Origin of the sequence: Pseudomonas sp. NPDC008258 (genome assembly GCF_042956345.1) — a bacterium.
Classification (GTDB): Bacteria; Pseudomonadota; Gammaproteobacteria; order Pseudomonadales; family Pseudomonadaceae; genus Aquipseudomonas.
Map to the genome: position 1 here is coordinate 23,311 of NZ_JBIBGE010000038.1, position 16,162 is coordinate 39,472.

Genomic DNA, 16,162 nt, shown 5'->3' on the forward strand with positions numbered 1-16,162 from the left:
TCAGTTTTGCCATGCCCCGGGATTGAGCGTATAGCCCTTTCCCCACACCGTTTTGATTTTCTTGGCACCGTAGGCTGGGTCGAAAAACTTGCTGCGCAGCTTGGATACAGCGACATCAATGGAACGATCGTCGGGGTCTAATGTGCGCCCCCTGACACGCTGACTCAACTCCTCCCGACTCAGCGTCTCACCAGCGAAGCGCATCAAGACTTCAAGCACACGCATTTCGGTAGTCGGCAATTCGACCGCAGACCCACGCCAGGTAACAGAGCGCTCTTGAGGATGCAGTCTCAATGTGCCGATGACCAATGCGCCTTGGCGTCGCGCTACGCCTTGCACTCCACGCTGCAGCAGCGTGCAGATACGCGCGTGTATGAGTTCAGGCTCGCTGCGTCGAGGCATGTAGTGATCAGCTTCCCGTTCGTTCGACAATGGCGCTGTGGTCAACAGCAGGGTGGCATAGCGATCAAATTCGGGAGGCAACTGCAGCGTTTTTCCTCCAGGTACAGACTGGTCCAAAACGATCACATCAGGGTCAATCGAGTTCAGGCGCTCGACTAAGCGCTCGTCACCACGCACCCACTCCACACCACACCCCCATGCCGCCAAACGGTCGGCAAAGCAGCGAGCAAAGCTTGCGTCGTTACTGACCAGGAGTGCAGAGAAACTACGGCGTTCTGGCTGGGTCGACAATACGCTCTCGATTGTCCGCTCCTCGCTTGCAGCAAGGCTGACACCGTGCAAAAAAAACGACTCGATAACCGTGGCACTGGAGGCTCTTGCCACCCTGCCACGCCGTTCGGCGTCCACCAACGCCCAGATGCTCGATGTGAACAGCTCGGTCATCGCCGCAGCGGGGAGATCGATCCGGAATACGCCCTCCTGCTGTCCACGCAGGAACAGCTGGTCGAGCTCGCCGAAGTAACCATTCCATCGACTCCCTTCCGGTAACTCCAGTGTATCGGGCTGAATCTGACTCATCAGAAAGTAGTGAATTTCTGGGTGTTCGAGGTGGCATCGAATCAAGCGGCGCAGGCTTTCTTCTGCCGTAGAGGCGTCGAGCTGTGCATCGGCGATCATCGCGTCAAGCTCCTGCGATGCATGGTTCATCAGTAATTCAACCAAGTGTTCGCGCGTGCTGCAGAACCTGTGCAGCGTGGCCCTGCTGATGCCTGCGAGCTCTGCCAGCTCTTTCAATGTGCTCCGAGGATGAGTGCCTATCGCAGCGGCCAGAGCGCGCAGCAATCGGTGATCTTGTGAAAGTTTGGTCATGAGGAATTCCAGGAGTCTACAAGGTGAGCGAGCCTGTGCAAGTGAAACACAATAATTCATAGTGAATCAATATTGACCCATTAGAACCATGATGACATCATCCCGACTCCTCGTCACCTCCCAATCCCCTGGAGAAAGTAATGGATCACAAGAATCGCTACCGCGCTGCGACTCTCGTCGCCGCGCTGGCAGCGGCTGGCCTCGCCGGGTGCCAGCAACAAGAAGCCCCCCCTGAAGAGGTACAGGCAAAAAAAGTGAGCGTGGAAACAGTTACGCCCACTCGCCTGCAATTAACCGCGATCTTGCCAGGCAGGGTTGAGCCCGTGCGCGTAGCGGAAATCCGCGCTCGTGTTGCAGGCATCGTGATCAAACGGCATTTTGAAGAAGGCGCTGAAGTCAAAGCAGGCGACGTATTGTTCGAGATCGACCCGGCACCGCTGCGGGCTGCCCTGGCTAAAGCTCAGGGCGACTTAGGCAAAGCAGCAGCAGACGTCATCGAGGCGCAGTCGAAGCTCAAGCGTTACGGGCCACTGGTAGAGATCAATGCCGTCAGCCAGGAAGACTACGACACCGCCAAGGCCAATTTGCAGCGAACCCAAGCGGCCCGGCAGAGCGCACAGGCCGAAGTCGACACAGCGCGCCTGAACCTGGGATATGCCACTGTCACCGCTCCAATCGCAGGGAAGATTGGCCGATCAGTCGTAACCGAAGGGGCTTTGGTCGGCCAAGGCGAAACAACTCTCATGGCCAGGATTCAACAGCTGGACCCGATCTACGTCGACTTCACACAGACAGCTTCCGCGGCTATCAACCTCAGAGAATCGCTGAAGGACGGGAGGTTGAGCGCCGACGGCGACGATCGCTTGCGAGTGCGCGTCGAAGACACGGGCGTGAACCGCGAAGGTCGATTACTGTTCTCCGATGTAGCCGTCGATCAAGGCACAGGTCAGGTTACGCTGCGGGGTAGTTTCGAGAATCCGGATCGCACACTGCTGCCGGGCATGTACGTGCGCGTGGAAGCGCCTCAGGGCATCGACGCCAATGCCATGCTGGTACCCCAGCGTTCGATCAAACGCGACCGCAACGGTCAGGCACAGGTATGGCTGGTGGACGCACAAGGCACGCTTGCCCTGCGTTCCGTGCAGACGGGAGCCATGCAGGGCGGCCGGTGGCAGATCACCCAAGGCCTGCACGCCGGCGATAAGGTGGTGGTAAGCAACCTCGATGGATTGGCTGCAGGAGACAAAGTCACCCTCACCACTTCCGAGAGCCGTACCGCGCACCTCGCATCCGAGTGACTCCGCGCGTAGCACAGGAGCGTAACATGCCTTCGTTTTTCATCAATCGGCCCAACTTCGCTTGGGTCGTAGCGCTGTTCATCTCGATGTTCGGGCTGCTGCTGATCCCGTTTCTGCCCGTGGCGCAATACCCAGATGTCGCGCCACCACAAATCAATATCTATGCAACTTACCCTGGCGCTTCTGCGCAAACCCTTACCAACTCGGTCACCAGCGTCATCGAGGAAGAACTCAATGGCGCCAAGGGGCTGCTGTACTTCGAATCAACCAACAATTCGAACGGCGTTGCAGAGATCAACGTTACCTTCCAGCCGGGTACCGACCCTGAACTGGCCCAGGTCGACGTACAAAACCGCCTGAAGAAAGCGGAGTCACGCCTGCCTCAGCCTGTGCTTACACAGGGGCTGGCCGTAGAGCAGACCACAGCCGGTTTTTTGATCATCTATGCGCTGAAATACAAGACGCCGCAGGCCAGTGGTGATACCACCCAGCTTGCAGACTTCATGGCAAGAAGCATCAATCCTGAAATCCGTCGTATCGACGGTGTGGGCAAATTGCAATTCTTCGCTTCGGAGGCGGCAATGCGCGTCTGGGTCGATACCCAGAAGCTGCTAGGCTACGGGCTGTCGATCGACGACGTCAGCAATGCGATCAAGGCGCAAAACATCGAAGTACCAGCGGGCAGTTTTGGCGCAGCGCCAAGCCCGGCTGAACAGCAGGTGACTGCCACCCTCACAGTCAAAGGCACGCTCACCACCCCAGAAGAGTTCGGTCAGATATTGCTGCGCGCCAACAGCGATGGCTCCCAGGTCAAATTGCGTGATGTGGCGCGCATCGAAGTCGGTAGCCAGGACTACAGCTTCGCTACCCGGATGAACCGTCAGCCAGCGGTCGGCGCCGCTGTTCAGCTGGCACCGGGCGCCAATGCCTTGGCCACTGCCGAGGCAGTGAAAGCACGCCTGGCTGAACTGTCTGCCTACTTCCCCGAAAATGTGGAGTTCGCCATCCCTTACGACACATCAAGGTTCGTGGACGTCGCGATCGAGAAAGTCATTCACACGCTGATCGAAGCCATGGTTCTGGTGTTTGTGGTGATGTTTCTGTTCCTGCAGAACGTCCGGTACACCTTGATCCCGGCTATCGTCGTGCCGGTGTGCCTGCTGGGCACGCTAGGGGTAATGTACATGTTGGGCTTCTCGGTCAACATGATGACGATGTTCGGCATGGTGCTGGCCATCGGCATTCTGGTCGACGACGCCATCGTGGTGGTTGAGAACGTCGAACGAATCATGGCAGAGGAAGGGCTTTCACCCGTTCGCGCCACGGCCAAGGCCATGAACCAGGTGTCGGGTGCCATTGTCGGTATTACATTGGTTCTGGCGGCGGTATTCATGCCACTCGCCTTCATGGGCGGATCGGTTGGAGTGATCTACAAGCAGTTCTCCATCTCGCTGGCGATCTCGATCCTGTTCTCCGGTTTCCTCGCACTGACATTCACCCCGGCCTTGTGCGCCACACTGCTCAAGCCGGTGCCACATGGGCATGTAGAAAAACGCGGTTTCTTCGGCGCGTTCAACCGCTTGTTCAATCGTTTGACCGAGCGCTACACGCTACTGAACAAACATCTGGTCAAACGTACCGGGCGCTATATGTTCATTTACTTGGGCATCGTGGGCTTGCTGGGCTTTTTGTACCTGCGTTTACCAGAGTCGTTCGTCCCGGTCGAGGATCAAGGCTACACCATCATCGATATCCAACTACCGCCGGGGGCTACTCGCGAGCGGACTTCGGCAGTCAGCGATGAACTGGACCAGTTCCTGCTCAGCCGACCCGCTACAGCTTCTTCGTTCCTGATCATGGGCTACAGCTTTTCCGGCATGGGAGAAAATGCTGCACTGGTGTTTCCTTCTCTCAAGGACTGGTCACTGCGCAGCGCCGATCAGTCGGCCGACGCAGAATCGGCCAGTGTAAACGAACGCTTCGGGCAAGCGGCGGATGGCACCGTCCTTGCTGTAACACCGCCTCCGATCGACGGCCTGGGGAACTCCGGCGGCTTCTCACTGCGCCTGCAGGATCGCGGTAATGTGGGCCGCGAACAACTGCTCAATGCACGCGACCAATTGCTCGCACACGCCAACGCCAACCCAAAGATCCTGTACGCCATGATGGAGGGCCTGAATGAAGCACCTCAATTGCAAGTTGCAATTGACCGTGAGAAAGCCGAGGCGATGGGCGTTGGTTTCGACAGCATCAGCAATGCGCTTTCGACAGCTTTCGGGTCAGCCACCATCAACGACTTCTCCAACTCGGGGCGCCAACAGCGCGTAGTCGTTCAAGCCAGCGCCAAGGATCGAGTACGGCCAGAAACCGTCCTTGACCTGCGCGTACGCAATAGTGCTGGCAAGCTGGTGCCGCTCAGCGCGTTCGTTACGCTCAAGTGGGAGGAAGGCCCCGTGCAGATCGTGCGTTACAACGGCTATCCGAGCATCAAGATCGCCGGCGATGCGGCACCCGGCACCAGCACCGGCGAAGCCATGGCGGAAATGGAAAAGCTGGTGGCAGAGCTGCCTCCGGGTCTCGGTTATGAGTGGACGGGCCTGTCTTACCAGGAAAAAGTCGCCAGCGGTCAAGCTACCCAGTTGTTGCTCTTGGCTGTAGTGGTGGTGTTCCTGCTACTGGTAGCGCTATATGAGAGCTGGGCCATCCCGCTCAGCGTAATGCTCATCGTGCCGGTCGGCGCACTCGGCGCAGTCCTCGCAGTAACTTCCGTAGGCATGCCGAACGACGTGTATTTCAAGGTCGGACTGATCACCATCATCGGCCTGGCCTCGAAAAACGCGATTCTGATCGTCGAGTTCGCCAAGGACCTGCTCGCTCAGGGCATGCCGCTCAGGGAGGCAGCAGTCAAGGCCGCACGCTTGCGCTTTCGCCCCATCATCATGACCTCCATGGCCTTCATCCTCGGTGTGGTTCCCCTCGCGCTTGCTACCGGCGCTGGCGCGGCGAGTCAGCAGGCAATCGGTACCGGCGTGATTGGCGGCATGATTTCGGCAACCTTCCTGGGGGTGATCATGGTCCCGATCTTCTTCGTCGCTGTGTTGGGCTGGATGCGCAGGGCACCGCGCGAAGCTCAAGGGCATCCGAGCCCTCATGCTGTTTCCAAGGAGTGAACCCGGTGAATCTTAAACTACTACCCCTGCCTGCCCTATTAGGCGTTCTCATTACCCTCGCAGGCTGCTCACTGGCACCGGACTACCATAAATCGCCTTCTCCAATAGCCGACCACTGGCCGCAAAAGGTGGCGCCCCCGGCACCTGGACTTTCCCAACACAAGGGATACCAGGCATTCGTCAGTGATCCGCAGTTGCTCAAGGTCGTGGACGCGGCACTGTCGAACAATCGCTCCCTGCGCCAGACACTTCTGGACATAGAGGCTGCCCGCGCCCAATACCGCATTCAGCGTAGCGACAGGTTCCCAGGCTTGAATGGCGGAATCTCGGCCAACCGCGCACATTTGCCCGCTGACTTGTCGAGTACAGGGCGGGAAGATGTCGCGTCGACCTATCAGGCAAGCCTGAGCCTTCCGGAGTACGAACTTGACCTGTTCGGTCGCGTTAAAAGCTTGAGTGACGCAGCACTTGAACAGTACCTGGCTACGGAGGAAACGGCGCAAAGTGCGCGGATCGCGTTGATCGCCGACACCATTCAGGGGTACCTCAACTACGAAAGCGCGCAACGACAGTCGATTCTCACTCGGCAAACCCTGGTGAGTCGCCAAGCGTCGGTTGACCTTGTTCGCCAGCAATTGGCCAATGGCACTGCCACTGCCCTTGATTATCAAGAGGCACGCGGATTGGTGGAGCAGGCTCGTGCAGATCTGGAAAGCAACGAGCGCAGCCGGCGGCAGGCGCGCAATGCGCTGGTCTTGCTTATTGGAACGCCTGACGCAGCATCCTTGCTACCCGCGCACCCGAGCGAGCAGTCACACATCGTTCAAGATCTGGCACCGGGCGTACCTTCAGAGCTGCTGATCCAGCGTCCGGACATTCTGGCCAGCGAGCATCAGTTGAAGGCGCGGCATGGGGACATTGGCGCGGCTCGGGCCGCGTTCTTCCCCCGCATCACGCTGACCGGATCGTTCGGAACATCCAGTTCGCAAATGTCCAACTTGTTTGACGGTGGCTCACGTTCCTGGTCTTTCCTGCCAACCTTGAGCCTGCCTATTTTCGATGGCGGACGTAATCGGGCGAACCTGGATCTGGCGAAGGTCCGCAAGGATGTGGCAGTAGCAAGCTACGAGCAGACTGTACAAACTGCGTTCCGCGAGGTTGCCGACGCACTGGATAGCTCCGATACGCTGCGCCGCGAAGTGCTCGCCCGCAGTACACTGGCCGATACCAGCAGTCAGGCGCTGGAACTGGCCCGCGCCCGCTACCAACAGGGTATCGACACTCATCTGCGCTACCTGGAGGCACAGCGCAGCGACTTCACTGCCCAAATCAATCTGATCCAGGCACGTAACGATCAGCAACTGGCGCTGGTGGCCCTGTACCGATCGCTAGGCGGCGCTTGGTATTGAGGGGAAATGGGTCGTGTCGGAGACCTACCGCCACGGCCCACCGCGTTGCATGCTTGGCCCTTCACCGGGTTAAACTGTGGTGCTGCCGTCACCACAGGAACCAAAATCGATGCGAACAGCGGTAATCGATGAACAGATCATCAGCGCACTGGTCATGGCACTGGCTCGCAATCCCCGCGCGTCTCTTCAGGATCTTTCAAATACCGTGGGTATCGGCAAGACCACGTTGTACAGGTTTGCCAAGACTCGCGACGAACTGATCGACAAGCTGCGTGCCCGCTGTGTCGGCGCGTTGGCCGAGGCAAGTAAAAAAGCCAGGCTTGAAAGTGCGCCTGTCGAGCAGGCCTTTCGCACCCTGGTGGATAACCATTTGGCCGAAAAAGAGGCCTGTGCATTTCTGCTCAACTATTGGCGCTCCCCGCTTACTCAGCAAGCCCGTCAGACCGACGAACAGTGGATCGCGTACGAGCAGGAAATGGAAGCGTTCTTTGTGCGAGGTCAACGTGAAGGCCTGTTCAGGATAGGTCCTTCCGCCATCTGTCTGTCCGACATGTTCGGCTACGTCATCGCCGGGTTGGCTGATTCCGCCTTGTCAGGGCGTATCGCGCTGCTCGGTCTGGAGACACAAGCTTACGAACTGCTGCTCAATGGCATGCATGCTCGATAACTCGGCCGATGGTCTGCCTGGATCATGGCGTATTCTTAATGCCTTGAAATAGAATCAGGGGCGTCAAACGCCCCTGCTTCCTGAAGTGATGACTGCGAATCTACTTCAGAACCTCATCATTACCGACTTCAATTCGGTATAGTCATCAATGAATGCACTGCCGAATTCTCGACCAATGCCAGAACCCTTGACCCCCCCGAACGGCACCGCCGGGTCCAGGAACGTGTGCATGTTCACCCACACCGTGCCGGCCTCGATCCGCGGTATCAGGCGCATCGCCTTGGCCAGGTCGTTGGTCCACACGCTGGCGCCAAGGCCGAACGGCGAGTCGTTCATCATCCGCACCAGTTCGTCTTCGTCGTCGAAAGGCAGCACGGTGACGATCGGCCCGAAGGTCTCCTCCTGCAGGAACGGGTCGTGTTCGCCCAACGCCTTGAGCAAGGTCGGTTGTACAAAGTAGCCCGGCCCCGGCAGCGGTTTGCCGCCGCAGATTACCTGACCGCGTGCATTGGCCTGTGCAAAGAAGCCGAGAATCTTGTCGTGATGCGCCTTGTTCGCCAGTGGCCCGAACTGCGCCGATTCGTCCAGCGCCCCCCCTACCTTCATCGCTCCCAGGCGTTCGGACAGCTTGGCGCAGATGGCCTCGACCTTGCTGCGATGGATGTACAGCCGCTCCGGTGCCGCGCACACCTGCCCTTGGTGCACGTAGGCGGTCTGCAGGATACCCTCGACGGCGGCATCGACATCGACATCGGCCAGGAACGCCGCCGGGTTCTTGCCGCCCAGCTCCAGGGTCACCCGGGTCAGGTTGGCACTGATTGCGGCCTTGCCCACAGCAACGCCGGTCGGAACGGAGCCGGTGAACGAGACCTTGGCGATGCGCTTGTGACCAATCAGTTGCTGGCCGATGCGCCCGCTGCCGTTGACGATGTTCAGTGCGCCCGCCGGGATGCCAGCTTCAACAGCCAGCTCGGCGATACGTAGCAGCGACAAGGGCGTGAACTCGCTGGGCTTGAGCACGAGTGTGCAGCCACAGGTCAATGCGGAGGCGATCTTCCAGATGCCGATCATCAGCGAGAAGTTCCACGGGGTGATGCCCGCCACCACGCCGACCGCTTCACGACGGGTGAACGCCGCGTACTGCTCGCCCTGGAACGACGGCAGTGATGGTGTCATGGTCTGGCCGTGGATCTTGGTCGCCCAACCGGCGAAATAACGCAGGAACACCACGCTCTGGGGCACTTCGAGCTGGCGGGTCAGGTGAATCGACTTGCCGGAACTCAACGACTCCAGTTGCGCCAGTTCCTCAGCATTGGCCTCGATCAGGTCCGCCAGCCGGTTCAGGGCGACACCACGTAGATAAGGCGAAGTACTACCCCAGCTCCCATGAAAAGCGCTGTGGGCCGCCTCGACCGCACGCTCGACCAGCGCTTCGCTGGCGTGGGAAACAAGCGTCAGTACCGAAGCATTGGAAGGGTTGTACACCTCGAAGCGTTCGGCACCCGATTCGCTGACCCGCTGGCCGTCGACGAAGCTGCCCGGATCGCTGTCGAGAAATCGCTGAACACTAGAAAGCAGTGGCGTTTCACTCATGGCATCAACCCTCGAACTGACCCATGCCGTAGAAGTCAGCGGCGATCTGCCAGGCTTCGCCCTCGCGACGCCAGGTGGTCAACGAACGGAAGGCGATCACCTCGCCCTGGGGCGTTGGTGAAGACCAGTGCAGCCAAGTGACCTCGCTGTCGGCGCTGATCTTTTGGTGCAAATAAATCTCGATGCTCAGTGATGGGGTAAGCTCGAGCATGTGAACCACCGCGGCACGCAGGCTCTCTGGACCTTGCACGATGCCTGGGGCGCCTTCTCCGGAAATGGTGGCATCGGTGGCGAAGTATTTAAGCACACCATCGACATCCCGGGCCTGGCAGCGTGCTTGCAGTTGCTGGACGGTTTGTGCAACAGACATGTTCAACTCTCCTGTGACAGTGTCGAATAGCGAGCGTTATTGCCCTAAGCCCCGATTCTCCAACAACACTACTGACCGTTCTGGTTCACCCCTGCCACATTTTGGGTCATGGCTGCCAGCCCCGGTGTCCGGCGCTGACCATCAGGCCTTGTCCGCCACTGGCAGCGACGTTTTGCGATTCCAGATGACCTTTAGTACTGGCGGATGACGGGTGTGTAGCGTCAGGATGTCAGTTCGCAATGGCACCGGCGGCGAACATGTCGGCAACGATGTACCAGGCACCATGCTCTTTCTTCCAGACGAAAAGACTCTTCATCTTGAACGGTAATTCGTCACCAACAGGCGTCACATCCCAGGTCACCCAGGTATAGGCCGCGTCATCGCCGATCTGTTGCAACCGATCCAGATGAAGCACCGTGCTGCGCGATCCTTCCATCAGGCGGCTGAGCAGTTCTGTAAGCTGGGCCTTGCCTTTGTACAGTTGATTGACCCCCTCGCCGGTGATCTCGGTCTGTTCGGTGTAGACTTCGTCGACCACGGCCTTGGCATCCTTCTTCGACCACAGTCCAGCGATGCCCTGCAACTTAGCGTCGATGGAATGCCGGGTGTCAGTGGCGAGCGCCTGCATGCAAGTGCCGACGAGGCCGATGCTGGTCAGCAGCAGCAACAGGGGAAGTTTCTTCATGGGTATGCCCTTTTTCCTGGAATTGACGTTGTACAGACAACATCCAAGGGCTGCGCTCAGCCCATGGAAGAGGAAGGATTCTGGCCCAGGGAGCAGGCGCTGAATTGGCTGTGGCTGACAGTGTTTGGCATCTGCCTGCCAAGGCGGAACAAGCGCAGTAGGAGGATGCTGCTCAGGCGAGGTTAGTGCCCTTGGCTGCGATAGCTACGTGGCGTCAAGCCAAATTGCTTCTTGAACGTCTTGGAGAAATGCGCCGAATCGGCGAAGCCCCACCGGGTGCCTATGTCGGTAATCGAACGATGCACGTACGCCGGGTTACGCAGGTCTTGAGCGGCCTTGAGCAACCGCTCGCGCAAGATGTAACGGCAAACGCTGTCACCGCTCGCTTCGAACAGTCGATACAGCTGACGACTGGAAATGCCTAGTTCGTCGGCCAACGCTACCGGGGTCAGGCGCGGCGAGTCCAGGCGTTGCTGAATCAGCGATTGCACTTCGTAGAGGTGCAAGCCGGGGGAATCGTCACGCACCGGGTAATTCAGCACCGAGCCAAGTAAACCCACCAGTGCCGTCTGCAACCCATCACCGTCCTGCGGACAGGCCCACTGTTCGAGCTCACCATCGGCCACCTGGCGCACCAGCGACGCGAGCAACTGCCCGCACGCCCCTGTATTGGACAATTTGCCGAAACGGCTGAAATCCAGCTGCCGCAGGCGCTCCCGAGGCAGATGGATGGACACATGGGAGAATAGCCCCCGAGGGATCATCTTCATCGCTTGCGCCGAGTCCAATAATGCCATGTCACCTTCGCGCAGATCGATAACACGGTCACCAAGTTCAATTGACATCTCTCCTTGCTGCTGTAACACAAGGAAACAATGAGCGTCTTGGTCACGACCCGACTCACGCCCTGAGCGGGTGATCACATTAGCATTGCTACGAATGTGAGCAACCCTCGTAGTACCCAAGAGCGAGGGTCGAAAATCGCCGATGAATAGGCTCTGGCAATGGTCATAACGGGTTTCGAAGCGCCCGCATATGGCGTGCACATTACAATTCCACTCAGACATCAATTGACCACTCATGACTCACCTCTAACAGTAGCACGCGTCAATCAAATGTAATATTCACGTGATTTTGGGTAACAATAGCCAAGCACAGATCGCGCCACATTGCCCACCTCGGTCGGGCCTGCTACCCAAACGCTACCTAGCGGATGGTTCATGCCCCTCTAGCACACGGTTGTGGCCGGGAGCAGGGCCATCTGCACATCTGGCTGTGCGATAGTCTCGAACAGCGGTTCGACGTGCACGTGCGTGCCGCCAGACATGACTAGGTGTGCTGGGAAACCCCGCGCCTCAAATGCAGAAGATGAGCTTGTCCCAGCGTGCCGAACGCTTGTGTGGGCCTGGCAAAAGCACCTTCCGTGGCGCGGTCACCCTGCTGTCCGGCCAGGTCTAGAGGGCGTCGATCAGCAGTTGACGGTTCATTTGCCTGGCCGTGCCTCAGCAGAGTTTGACCTGGCAGCTGAAGGCCTGATCAGGTCGCCGTCAATACGCGGCGCCATCCCGGTGTCGTGCAACTGCCGGACCAGGGCCGCCAGGCGGGTCTGGCGGTAGGCCTGCACATCCACGGTTCGGTAGTCATAGAAGCCGACACCATCACGCAGGCCGTTGCGCCCAGCGGCCATGTTGTCGAGCACCGACTGCGGCGCCTGGTAACGCTCACCGAGGTGACGGGCGAGGTACGCCGAAGCATGGTGGAGGATGTCCCCGCCCCCCCAGTCGATGAACTCCAGCAGGCCTAGTACCGAGAAGCGCAAGCCAAAACCGCTGCGCACCGCCAGGTCGATCTGCTCGGCGCTGGCAACGCCTTCCTCAACCATCCGCGCCGCCTCATTCATCACCAACGCCTGCAGGCGTGGCACGATGAAGCCCGGCGTAGCGTTGCACACCACGGGCACTTTGCCGATGGCCCGTAACGTTTCCAGCAGCTCGCCCACCACGGCGTCGCTGGTCTGCGTGCTGCGCGATACTTCCACCAGCGGCATCAGTTGAGCAGGGTTGAGCCAGTGCGCATTAACCATGCGCTGGGGGGCACTGACCATGGCCGCCAGTTCGGTTACCAGGAAGGTCGAGGTGGTCGAAGCGATGATCGCGTCCGCCGCCAGGTGCCGGTCAATCCACGCCAACGCCTGACGCTTGGCGGACACCACCTCAGGCACGGCCTCGAAGACCAGGCGGCAGTCTTCCAGCGCTTGCCCGCCTCGCTCAAGAGGCAGCAGTTGAACTCGCAACAGAAGCTGCTTGGCCTGTCGTGAATCGATCAGCCCAAGCACGGCAAGGTTCTCCACCTCGAGCGCCAGGTTGCGCTCGACCGCTTCGAAGTAGTCGGCCTGGGCTTGAGGCTGCCGCGCCTTAAGATCGATGAGGCTGACAGTGACTCCGGCTTGGGCGAAGGCCAAGGCTATGCCTTCGCCCATCCGCCCGGCACCGACCACTGCGACATGCCGCGACGGCGAGCTCATGGCGCAACACCGTCGCGTAGCAAGGCTGACATCTGCCCGCGATCAAGCCCGGCCAGGCCAAGGTTTTCCAGGGTTCGGCCTTCGCTGTACAGGTCTCGCCCGGTCACCGCCGAGGCCAGAGCCAGCAAACCTTCAGCCACAGGCGTCGGCACACCGGCCCAACGCCCGACAGACACCAGTAGCGACAGACCCAGGCGGGTATCTTCGAGCATATAGCGGTGCTGCTGCAGGTCGATCTTCTCGCGCCAGTCGCCGCTGTCGGTGAGTTTGCCGTGAGCCCCGCGGCCATACATCCACTCATCGCCCTGGTTGGTGTTGTAGTGGTCGGCCAGTGGGAAATGCGGCGCCGGGTACCCCATTGCCTCACGCACCTGCATACGTTCGGCATCGAGCTGGTTGGTAACCCGGCGGATCGACGGCTGGGTCCCTTCGTTGTGAATGTCCCACGACTCGAAGTGCTCCAGTGGCCCGGCATTCATCAGGATCAGCGGGGGGTGGATGATAGGGCCGGCATTCATCAGTGCACCACTCAGGGCATCTTCGATCGGTTCCACGCTCGGGTAGGCCTCGCGCAGCACGCTGAAGGCATGCGCCGACAGCCGGGCAGGCAGCACGCCGGTGGGAAGGCGCGTGGCATATGCACTGATCACCAACTGATCGATCCCATGTTTGCGCACCAGGTACGGCAAGGTGCCGGTCTCGGCGAAGGCCACGTCGGCATGATTGCCGCACTCGCGCATTGCCTTGGCAAAAACGTAGCTGCCAAAGGTGCCAGGTGGCAGGAACACGACCTGACCGGTGCTGAGCAACGGTGCAACTTCAGCCGCCAGGGATGAATGGCTGATTGCTGGCAAGGGAACGATCACCAGGTCGGCGCCCTGGAGCGCCTCACGCAGATCGGTGACCAGTTGCAGGCTATCGCCAAGGCCGACTTGCCGAGTACCGCGATAATCGCGCACGGTGAGGCTGCCGATCGCCTGCAGCGCTTGCAGGGCCGCCCCGTCACGGCGCCACAACCGGGTGGTATGACCGCGCTCTGCCATTTCGACGGCTGCTGCATAGCAGCCGTGACCGCCTCCGAGAACTGTGATTTGCATGGGTGTAACTCCGCGTGTGGATGATGAGTCGATGCTAACCAGGAGGGGTTTTGCCAGCACTCCAGATCGCGCAGGCACGCGACCGATTGCGCAGCTTTCAACCCTTGAGCGTGTCGCAAGGTCGGCAACCATAGCGCTGCCGGTAGTACCGGGCGAAATGCGCGGGGCTGTTGATACCGAACCGCAACAGAACCTCGGTTACATTGCCCTCACCCAGTTGCAATGCCTTGTGCACCGCCAGCAAACGACGGTCGCGGATATACTCGATTGGCGTCTGGCCGAGGAATTGGCGAAAACCGTTCTGCAGTGTGCGTAGAGAAACGCCGCTGAGTGCGCATAAGCTGGCCAACGCCAAGGGCTGGTCCAGGTGCGCTTCAATATGCTCACGTGCGCGGCGCACGTGGCTGGGCAACGGCGTATCCGCAGGCTTTGGAAGCGCGCTGGAGTAGTTGTGCGGCAACTGGGTCAGCAACAGTTGCACCAAGTGATCCACCAGGCCTTGGCGCAACGGCGCTAGGCTGAGCTGCAGAGCGAACAGCCGGCACAGGTAATCCAGGGAGAAGCCCAACGCATACACGCCAGGGTGGTCGGCCGCGAGCGGTGCGTCGAACGCCAGTGGCTGGCCCAGGCTGCGCCCCAGCAACTGCTGAAGCTGTAGCTCCAACGCCTCGCGGGGCATGCTCAGCACCGCGTTGCGGCAGGCTCCGCCAGTGAGGATACGGCCCCTGGCGAACGGCGAACTGACGCTTAGTCCGCCCGTCGCCACAGCAGCCTGTTGGCTACCATGGCTGACTTCGCACTGGCCCTGCAAGGTTGTGCGGAAAAGGTAATGCGCACCCGTACCTTCCAGGCTGATTTCCACCGGCGCATCGTAGTGCAGCTGCAACAAGCGCACCCCGGCCAACTCCACACCACTTACCTGCAACTGCGGCGCTGCGCCGTCCAGCACCCGCAGCTGATGCGGGCAGAGATAGCGGGCCAGTTGGACCTGCATTTCTGCCACATCCTGCGAATGAAACAGTGGAAAGCGCTCCAGCAATTGAATGTCGGCAAGCATCTCAAACCTCAGCGGGGAATTCGCGGCGCACGCTGCCGCGCAAGCACTTACAGCCTCTGGTCAACGGCACGATGGCCAGCAGCGAGGCGCCGCAGCTATTGATCGTTATCGACGAGGACAGCCGCTGGGGCACCAAAGTAGCGATCAGTGAAGAGCTTCGCCGGCAAGTGCAGGCCCACACCGACAGTGTTAGCCAGCAGCGGGATACCGTGCACAAAGACGGCCTGCTCGGAACTCATGCCTAATTTGCGAATATACAGCGCTTCGATAAAGCCCAGATCACCGATAGCATGCAACCAATTGACAGAATGACCCAGTACTAAAGTTGCCTGGCAGGGATATACCGGCAGTTGGCAGTCAGGCACAAAGCCTCATGGGAGTATTGAGGTTCAATCTCAAGTGAAAATTCCTCCGACCCGTGCGAGAGCCTGATGTTAAAGACTACCCTGCTCCTCCTTTCACTGGCCAGCACCCCAGCCTTGGCCGCCCCCGACATGACGCAAAGTACCGACAACCGAGTGTTCTGCGAAACCCTGCAGAAGGAGTTGACCAACCGCGCAACTGCGCGCCAGGCAATCGAAGCAATTACCGCCCAGAGCCTGGACCCAGGCGCACGCCTGTTCTGGGAAAGCTACGCCCGACTCGAGGCGCTGAACCTACGATGGTACACATCGGTGGCGGCTGAGCTGGAGCTTGAGCCCGGGTCCTTGTCGGCCTGGCTGAAAGGGCGTTCGGCGGCGCTGTATTACCGCATCGCGCCTGAGCACATGCTCAAGACCATGGCCAAGGCCACAAGCAGTTACTATCAGGAGCTAGAGGCCAAGACAGCCAAAGTTGCAGCTGATCACCGAGATTTCTACCAGTATGTGCTCGATCAAGAGCGTGCCCAAGTCGAAGCCTTTGCACTGGCCGCAGCGGGCAATTACCGCAGCGCCAGCGAGCACCTGAATGCCTTTGTGGCGGCACGGCAGCCAGTGCTTTGAACCAGGCTCGCCGAGCAACCTCGGCGAGCCTGGCTGG

The 16,162-nt window shown here is 59.6% G+C and carries 14 protein-coding genes and 1 pseudogene; 6 read left to right on the forward strand and 9 right to left on the reverse strand.

Going from position 1 to position 16,162, the window contains the following annotated elements; translation table 11 throughout:
* Together ACFY9W_RS24690 and ACFY9W_RS24695 are read right to left on the reverse strand one after the other, a co-directional pair.
* Entirely contained in the window at positions 1-402 is a 402-nt protein-coding gene (locus tag ACFY9W_RS24690) for a winged helix-turn-helix domain-containing protein (RefSeq protein WP_391136099.1), read from the reverse strand.
* A gap of 327 nt (positions 403-729) precedes the next feature.
* A pseudogene (locus tag ACFY9W_RS24695) lies at positions 730-1,272 on the reverse strand (TetR/AcrR family transcriptional regulator); the annotation flags it as partial.
* 140 nt (positions 1,273-1,412) lie between these two features.
* Between ACFY9W_RS24695 and ACFY9W_RS24700 the strand changes: the two are divergent.
* The 4 genes from ACFY9W_RS24700 (at position 1,413) to ACFY9W_RS24715 (ending at position 7,816) form a co-directional block, all read left to right on the forward strand.
* Complete coding sequence (locus tag ACFY9W_RS24700) at positions 1,413-2,570, forward strand: efflux RND transporter periplasmic adaptor subunit (protein ID WP_391136011.1); 1,158 nt, start codon at positions 1,413-1,415, stop codon at positions 2,568-2,570.
* A gap of 26 nt (positions 2,571-2,596) precedes the next feature.
* The gene (locus tag ACFY9W_RS24705; protein ID WP_391136013.1) at positions 2,597-5,740 is read left to right on the forward strand and encodes a multidrug efflux RND transporter permease subunit; all 3,144 of its coding nucleotides are present in this window, start codon (positions 2,597-2,599) and stop codon (positions 5,738-5,740) included.
* Positions 5,741-5,745: 5 nt separating this feature from the next.
* Entirely contained in the window at positions 5,746-7,149 is a 1,404-nt protein-coding gene (locus ACFY9W_RS24710; protein WP_391136016.1) for an efflux transporter outer membrane subunit, read from the forward strand.
* Between the two features lie 109 nt (positions 7,150-7,258).
* Positions 7,259-7,816 carry a hypothetical protein gene (locus tag ACFY9W_RS24715; RefSeq protein ID WP_391136018.1) on the forward strand — a complete coding sequence of 186 codons (558 nt, stop codon included), beginning with the start codon at positions 7,259-7,261 and terminating at the stop codon, positions 7,814-7,816.
* A gap of 105 nt (positions 7,817-7,921) precedes the next feature.
* On the opposite strand, the gene ACFY9W_RS24720 is transcribed toward ACFY9W_RS24715, so the two are convergent.
* From ACFY9W_RS24720 to ACFY9W_RS24750, 7 genes are all read right to left on the reverse strand, one after another.
* The gene (locus tag ACFY9W_RS24720; RefSeq protein WP_391136021.1) at positions 7,922-9,409 is read right to left on the reverse strand and encodes an aldehyde dehydrogenase family protein; all 1,488 of its coding nucleotides are present in this window, start codon (positions 9,407-9,409) and stop codon (positions 7,922-7,924) included.
* A gap of 4 nt (positions 9,410-9,413) precedes the next feature.
* Entirely contained in the window at positions 9,414-9,779 is a 366-nt protein-coding gene (locus tag ACFY9W_RS24725; RefSeq protein WP_391136024.1) for a nuclear transport factor 2 family protein, read from the reverse strand.
* Between the two features lie 229 nt (positions 9,780-10,008).
* On the reverse strand, positions 10,009-10,464 hold the full coding sequence (locus tag ACFY9W_RS24730) for a DUF4440 domain-containing protein (RefSeq protein ID WP_391136027.1): 456 nt from the start codon (positions 10,462-10,464) through the stop codon (positions 10,009-10,011).
* 182 nt (positions 10,465-10,646) lie between these two features.
* Positions 10,647-11,546 carry a transcriptional regulator FeaR gene (gene feaR / locus ACFY9W_RS24735; RefSeq protein WP_391136030.1) on the reverse strand — a complete coding sequence of 300 codons (900 nt, stop codon included), beginning with the start codon at positions 11,544-11,546 and terminating at the stop codon, positions 10,647-10,649.
* 401 nt (positions 11,547-11,947) lie between these two features.
* Positions 11,948-12,988 carry a 3-hydroxybutyryl-CoA dehydrogenase gene (locus ACFY9W_RS24740; protein ID WP_391136032.1) on the reverse strand — a complete coding sequence of 347 codons (1,041 nt, stop codon included), beginning with the start codon at positions 12,986-12,988 and terminating at the stop codon, positions 11,948-11,950.
* Positions 12,985-14,085: an NAD/NADP octopine/nopaline dehydrogenase family protein gene (locus ACFY9W_RS24745; protein WP_391136035.1), complete on the reverse strand. Its 1,101-nt coding sequence runs from the start codon at positions 14,083-14,085 to the stop codon at positions 12,985-12,987. The genes ACFY9W_RS24740 and ACFY9W_RS24745 overlap by 4 nt, the downstream gene beginning before the upstream one ends.
* Before the next feature lie 97 nt (positions 14,086-14,182).
* Entirely contained in the window at positions 14,183-15,142 is a 960-nt protein-coding gene (locus tag ACFY9W_RS24750; RefSeq protein ID WP_391136038.1) for a helix-turn-helix domain-containing protein, read from the reverse strand.
* Between the two features lie 71 nt (positions 15,143-15,213).
* On the opposite strand from ACFY9W_RS24750, the gene ACFY9W_RS24755 reads away from it, so the two are divergent.
* Positions 15,214-15,387 (forward strand): hypothetical protein, encoded by a 174-nt coding sequence (locus ACFY9W_RS24755; protein ID WP_391136041.1) that lies wholly within the window; start codon positions 15,214-15,216, stop codon positions 15,385-15,387.
* Positions 15,388-15,573: 186 nt separating this feature from the next.
* Positions 15,574-16,125, forward strand: coding sequence for a hypothetical protein (locus tag ACFY9W_RS24760; RefSeq protein WP_391136044.1), 552 nt, complete (start codon positions 15,574-15,576; stop codon positions 16,123-16,125).
* Positions 16,126-16,162: the final 37 nt, after the last annotated feature.